Origin of the sequence: Actinosynnema sp. NPDC023658 (genome assembly GCF_040639995.1) — a bacterium.
Classification (GTDB): domain Bacteria; phylum Actinomycetota; class Actinomycetes; order Mycobacteriales; family Pseudonocardiaceae; genus Actinosynnema.
Genome location: NZ_JBFAAX010000143.1, coordinates 6632 through 12910 on the forward strand (window position 1 = coordinate 6632; position 6279 = coordinate 12910).

General features: G+C 72.4%; 6 protein-coding genes. 2 read left to right on the plus strand and 4 right to left on the minus strand.

Translation table 11 applies throughout. The annotated features are described in order from the left end of the window. Positions 1–78: 78 nt before the first annotated feature. The gene (locus AB0G02_RS17510) at positions 79–852 is read right to left on the minus strand and encodes a serine protease (RefSeq protein WP_360795039.1); all 774 of its coding nucleotides are present in this window, start codon (positions 850–852) and stop codon (positions 79–81) included. A 71-nt stretch (positions 853–923) separates the two neighbouring features. Beyond that, positions 924–1946 carry a M48 family metallopeptidase gene (locus tag AB0G02_RS17515; RefSeq protein ID WP_360795042.1) on the minus strand — a complete coding sequence of 341 codons (1023 nt, stop codon included), beginning with the start codon at positions 1944–1946 and terminating at the stop codon, positions 924–926. A 70-nt stretch (positions 1947–2016) separates the two neighbouring features. Between AB0G02_RS17515 and AB0G02_RS17520 the strand changes: the two genes are divergently transcribed. Then, positions 2017–2949, plus strand: a complete 933-nt coding sequence (locus AB0G02_RS17520; protein WP_360795045.1) for an alpha/beta hydrolase — start codon at positions 2017–2019, stop codon at positions 2947–2949. A gap of 70 nt (positions 2950–3019) precedes the next feature. Here AB0G02_RS17520 and AB0G02_RS17525 read toward each other — a convergent pair whose 3' ends face one another. Together AB0G02_RS17525 and AB0G02_RS17530 are read right to left on the minus strand one after the other, a co-directional pair. Next, positions 3020–4933, minus strand: a complete 1914-nt coding sequence (locus tag AB0G02_RS17525) for a patatin (RefSeq protein ID WP_360795048.1) — start codon at positions 4931–4933, stop codon at positions 3020–3022. A gap of 86 nt (positions 4934–5019) precedes the next feature. Beyond that, complete coding sequence (locus AB0G02_RS17530; protein ID WP_360795054.1) at positions 5020–5661, minus strand: CatB-related O-acetyltransferase; 642 nt, start codon at positions 5659–5661, stop codon at positions 5020–5022. 93 nt (positions 5662–5754) lie between these two features. Here AB0G02_RS17530 and AB0G02_RS17535 point away from each other — a divergent pair. Next, on the plus strand, positions 5755–6279 hold a 525-nt coding region (locus tag AB0G02_RS17535; RefSeq protein WP_360795051.1), incomplete at its 3' end, for a TetR/AcrR family transcriptional regulator.

Sequence of the window (6279 nt, forward strand, 5' to 3'; positions counted from 1 at the left end):
CCCCCCCCGGCCCCCCCCCCCCCGCGGGCGGCGGGGCCCCCGCCCCCGCCGCCCCGGCGCCCCCCCCCCCCCGCCGGGTCAGCGGTTCAGCTGCTCCTCGATCGCGCCGGCGTAGGCGGAGACGTCGCTGTAGACGCCCGGCTTGCCCTCGCGGGCACAACCTTCACCCCAAGAGGTGACGCCGATCAGCTTGCCGCCGGCCGCGAACGGGCCGCCCGAATCGCCCTGGCAGGTGTCCACGCCACCCTCCGGGTACCCGGCGCACACCATCTCGTCCGGGTCGTACTGCGGGTAGGCGTCGTGGCAGTCCTGGTCCGCCATCACCGGCACGGTCGCGGCCCGCAGGTACCGCGACGACGAACCCTGCTCGGTCGTGCGGCCCCAACCCAGCACCACGCCGTTCGTCCCCGGCTCGTACAGCTCCTGGTCGGACGGCTGGGCGAGCGGCAGGGGCTGGTAGTCCACGGCGTGGTCCAGCGTCAGCACCGCGACGTCCGCGCCCTGGTCCGCCGACACGTAGTCCGGGTGGACCCAGATGCCGGTGAGCCGGACGACCTCGCCCTCCTGGCTCTTGCGGTCCTCCCGGCCCACCACGACCCGGGTGTTGCGCGGCGTCCGGGCGGACGCGCAGTGCGCGGCCGTGAGCACCTTGTCCGGCGCGACCAGCGTGCCGCCGCAGAACTGCAGGCCGCTCGCGTCGGTCACGTACACCACCCACGGGTACTGGCCGATCGAGACCCGCTGCCCGCCGACCACGCGGTCGTCCACCACGCGGTCGTCCGCCGGACCGGCCGCCGTGGCGGTGCCCGCGAGAGCCATCAACAACGTCACCAACAACGCGGCAAGCCGCATCGCCCCTCCTCCTGATCTAGGACATCAGGAGGAGATTAGCCACAACGGACCAGAATGCTGGGCCAATCGGACTAGTTCGCTCCGGTGAACTTGTCGCGCACCTTGCCCGCCGCGCCGGACAGCACGTCGCCGAACTCGTTCAGGACCTTCATCAGCGGGTCGTCGGACTGGGCCGCCGACTCCTTGTACGACCGGGCCGCCGACCTGACGTCCTCGGTGAACGAGCTCGTCGGCCGGTCGTCCTCGCGCCGCTGGTACGTGCCGGTCAGGATGGTCCGGTACTCCTCGCTCGCGGCCCACCTCTGCAGCTCCGCGGCGCGCACCACGGCCAGCGGGTGCGTCAGCGGCCACGTGCGGATCAGCTTGAGCACGCTGTCGCGGACGTCCTCGACCTGCTCGTACTCCTTGGCCTGCTTGAGGAACTCCGCCGTGTCGACCTGGCTGAGGTCCATGCCGCCCGCCATGGCCACGTGCACGCGCAGCGTGGCGGCCGGGTCCTGCACGCACAGCAGGCCGGCGCGGTCGCAGGTCAGCTCCGTCTTGCGGTACCACTCGCACAGCGCCGCGATGACCGCGCGGATCGCCCAGTACCCGGCGGGCATCCACCCCACGCTGTACTGCAGCTGCATGAGCCGTTGCAGGATCGTCTGGTACAGCGCGTGCCCGGACAGCACGTGGCCCATCTCGTGCCCGATGGCGAACCGCAGGCCTTCGGTGTCGAGCAGCTCGACCAGCCCCGTGGTGAGCACGATGAACGGCTTGTCGATGCCCAGCGCCATGGCGTTGGGGACCGGGTCGCGCTTGACGAACAGCTCCGGCACCGGGTCGACGTCCAGCGTCGCCGCCGTCTCCAACCGCAGCCGGTCCAGCTCCGGGTACTGCTTCGGACCCACCCTGATGCTCGACGCCAGGTAACCCAACCGCTCACCGCGCTCGGTGAACGCCCCCGCCACCGCCTGCAACACCGGACCGATGCCCGGCACCGCGCGCAGGACCGCCAACGCCCCCCGGTCGACCGGGTGCTCGTACGCCCGCGGGCTGATGCCGGGGAATCGCACACGCGTCGTCGACCGTTCGATCTCCTCGCTGCTCATGACTCACACAGTGCCACGACCCACCCGCCACCTCTCGCCGTTCGAGTGAATCGGCATGCACACTGACCCGGTGAACGCAGACGTGCTCGGCACCGACTACGAAACCCGCGCGCTGCCCCTGGGCGGCGGGGACGTGACGGCCACCCTGGTCCGCCGCCGGGCACGGCCCGCCACCCGTGGCGCGGTGCTGTACGTGCACGGCTTCGCGGACTACTTCTTCCAGCGGCACGTGGCCGAGCACTTCGCCGCGCGCGGCTTCGACTTCTACGCCATCGACCTGCGCGCGTACGGCCGGTCCTTGCGGCCGGGTCAGGTGGCGAACTTCGTGACCGACCTGACCGAGCACTTCGAGGAGATCGACGCGGCGGCGCGGGTGATCCGCGAGGAGGACGGCCACCGGCACCTCGTGGTCATGGGTCACTCGACCGGTGGGCTGATCACCAGCCTGTGGGCGCACGAGCGGCGTTCGGACGACGTGCTGGACGCGTTGGTGCTCAACAGCCCGTGGCTGGACCTGGCCGAGCCGTGGCTGCTGCGGACGGTGGGCACGGCGGTGATCCGCGGTGTCGGCCGGTTCGCGCCGCGACTGGTGCTCAAGCCCGGACTGGGTCCGGTGTACGGCGAGAGCATCCACCGCGACCACCACGGCGAGTGGGACTTCGACACCGCGTGGAAGCCGATCGAGGCGTTCCCGGTGCACGCCGGGTGGCTGCGCGCGATCCGCCGCGCGCACGCCGAGCTGCACCGGGGCCTGGACGTGCGGGTGCCCGTGCTGCTGCTCCGGTCCGGTCGCAGCCTGCTGCACGCGAAGCGGTGGACGCCCGAGGCGATGACCGCCGACACCGTGCTGGACGTGGAGCACATGCGGCAGTGGGGGCCGAAGATCGGCGGGCAGGTGCGGATCGTGCCGGTGGAGGGCGGGATGCACGACCTGTTCCTGTCCGCCGAGCCGGTGCGCCGGCGCGCGCTGGCCGAGGTGGACGAGTTCCTGGACGACATCTGACCCCGCGGGCCCGCCCGGCGGCCGACCCCGCCTCAGCAGCTCGTTCGGCAGTCGGCGGGGCGCGTCGGCGTCACTCCGGCGGGGTGAGGCGGAGGTCCGGGTCGATCGGCGGCTCGCCGTCGAACGGGCCGTCGGGCACCGCGCCCAGGGCGTCCAGGGTCAGGCCGATCTCGCGCGCGTTCGGGTCCGTGCCGTCCGGCGGCGTGGTGAACCACTCGTGCAGGTCCTCCGGGATCCGGTAGCGGGCGGTCAGGTCGCGGTACAGGTCGGCGCGCTCGCCGGACTGCTCGGCCAGCTGCTGGTACTCGCGCATGGCCAGCCGCATCCGGATCCAGCGGTAGCGGTCGGTCTTCGTGCCGCCGTCCTCGGTGAACCGGGTGCGCAGCAGCCGTCCGGCCTCCGCGCCGCGCTCGGCCAGGGCGCGGATCGTCTCCGGGCGCATGAACAGGTTCGTGCCGCCCTCCAGCGCGCCGACGCGGACGTGCGCGATCCGGCCCCGGTAGCCGGGCAGCGCGGACTGCATGGTGTCGCGCCAGTCGAGCATGGTGTCGAGGATCGCGGACGCGAAGTGCTGCACCAGCCCGATGCCGCGCCACGGCGTGCCGCTGGTGGACGCGTCCTGCTCGGGCAGCCAGACGTGCCGGTCGTCGCCCGGCGGGTAGGACTGGAGGCTGAGGCCGAACGTGGGCCAGCGCGGCAGCAGGTTGTCGAAGAAGTGGATGGGGAAGTTGCTGGTGATGCCGCCGTCGGAGAACCAGTGCACGCGCGGTTCCGGCTCGGCGCGCACCAGCGGCACCGCCGCGATCAGGCCGGGCAGCGGCATGCTCATCCGCACGGCCAGCGCGACCGGCAGGTTCGCGGGCAGCGCGTTGACGGTCCGGTCGGGGTGCAGCGGGCAGTGGTGCGGCGTGGCGTCGTGGCCGAGCTTGTCCACGACCCGCCGCGGCAGCACGGTGCCCAGGCACGTCGGGCAGAACAGCCACGCGGCGCGCGGTTCGGTGAACGGCAGCCGGTAGGGGCGGCCCTCGGACAGGTCCGTCGTCATCAGGACCAGGTTCGTGGTGAGGTCGGCGAAGGTCAGGTCCGCGGTGCCGGACAGGTCGTCCAGCCGGTCCGCGATCCAGTCGCTCAGCGGCGGCACGCCGGTCGAGGCGGGCACGCCGCAGCGGCGGTCCCAGAAGTTCGGCCGGAACGACCCGGTGCCCGGTACCAGTCCGAAGTGGACGGTGGTGGCCATCCGGTCGAGGAAGCGCTTGGCGCCCAGGCCGTAGGTGAGCGCGACCGCGCTGACGAACGCGAACCCGAGCACCAGCCACCACACCGCGGCGGTGGCCGCGCTCGCCAGGCTCGCCGCCGTCCACCGGGTGCCCAGGGCGACCGGGATCAGCGGGACGACGAGGAGCACTCCGGTGCCGATGCGGCGCAGCCACGCGTCCCGGCCGCGCGGCAGGACCCTCAGCACGATCCCCGGCACGGCGATCAGGACGACGACGATCAGCCCGATCAACACCCAGGTCGGCGTCGAACCCCACTCGACCGAGTGAAACCACAGGGTGGGACCGACGAGCCACAACGCCGTCGCCAGCGTCAGGAACGCCTTGGCCCGCCACCCGATAGCGCTGATCAGGGCCAGCAGGAGGCACGTGAGCGGGCTGCGGCCGGTGGTGTCGCGGCGCTGCATGGAGGCCGCCACGATCCGGTACAGCTTGCGGGTGTGCCCGCTGGGCTGGAAGAGCTGCGCCATCCGCCAGCCGGGCGCGGCGAACCAGTCGACGACGTCCTTGAGCTTGTCGAAGCCGCCCCGGTCCCGGCCCTTCTCGGCGGCGGCGGTGAACGCGGCCGCGATCGCGCCCGCCGAAGCACCGCCCAGCGACCGGAACCGGTAGTGCCCGGCCAGCTCCACGACCGCCCACGGGTAGACGACGCCGCTCGTCGCCCCGCCCCGCATGGTCAGGTCGCAGTACCGGTTGAAGTCCTCGGCCATGGCGCACCTCCCGGCGTCCATGATCTCCCGTCACGCGGCGGCGTGGCGCTAGACCGATCGGCTGTTCACCGGCGCCGAACGCGAGGTCACAGGGAGGCCTCCGCGATGCGCTCGACGTCGGCCGGGGTGCCGGACATGATCGTGCGGACGTGCTCGGTGATCAGCTCGACCGGCCAGTCCCACCACCGGGCGCGCAGCAGCCGGGCCACGTCCTCGTCGGGGTACCGCTGCTTCAGCGGCCGGGCCGGGTTGCCGCCCACCACGGTGTACGGCGGCACGTCCGAGGTGACCACCGCGCCGGTCGCGATGATCGCACCGTCCCCGATCGTCACGCCGGGCATGACGATCGAGTCGTAGCCGAACCAGACGTCGTTGCCGACCACCGTGTCACCGCGCGTGGCCATGCCGGTCATCAGGTCCACCGTCCGCTCGGCCCAGGTGCCGCCGAAGATCGTGAACGGGAACGTCGACACCCCGGTGGTGAGGTGGTTCGCGCCGGCCATGATGAACCGGGTGCCGCTCCCCAGCGCGCAGAACCGGCCGATGACCAGCTTCTCCTCGCCGTACCCGTACAGCACGTTGCGGGTCTCGAACTCCAGTGCGTGCTCCGGGTCGTCGTAGTACGTGTACTCGCCCACCACGATCTTCGGTGACGTCACCAACGGCTTGAGCTGGACGACGCGGTCGGCGTGCGGCAGCGGGTGCAGGGCGGTGGGATCGGGGATCACGGTGGGGTCGGGGGTCAACGACACGCTCCTAACGCGACTGAGGTTGCGTTAGAGTGGCACAGCTGCGCCCTCTAACGCAACTGGAGTTGCATTGTGACCTCCCGACCCGGTGGCCGCTCCGCCCGCGTGCGCGAAGCCGTCCTCGCGGCCGTGCACGCCGAGCTGGCCGAGCGCGACTATCGCGACCTGACGGTGGAGCACGTCGCGGACCGCGCGGGCGTGCACAAGACCACCGTCTACCGCCGGTGGGGCAGCGTCGACGTGCTCGTGGCCGACGCCCTCGACCACACCCGCGAGACCGACTGGCCGGTACCCGACACGGGCACGGTCGAGGGCGACCTGATCGCCATCGCCACCGAGGTCGCGGACACCTTCACCGACCCCGCGCGGCGACCCGTGCCGGTCGCGGTGGTGGCCGCCGCCCTCCAGTCGACCCGGGCCCTGGAGGCGAAGCGGCGGTTCTACGCCGCCCGGCACGCAGAGGCGGCGAAGGTCGTGGCGCGGGCCGTCGAACGCGGCGAGCTGCCCCCGCGGCCCGACCCCGTCGAACTCGTCCGCCTGACCTGCGCGCCGCTGTACTACCGGGTCTTTATCACCGGCGAGCCGGTCGACCGCGCC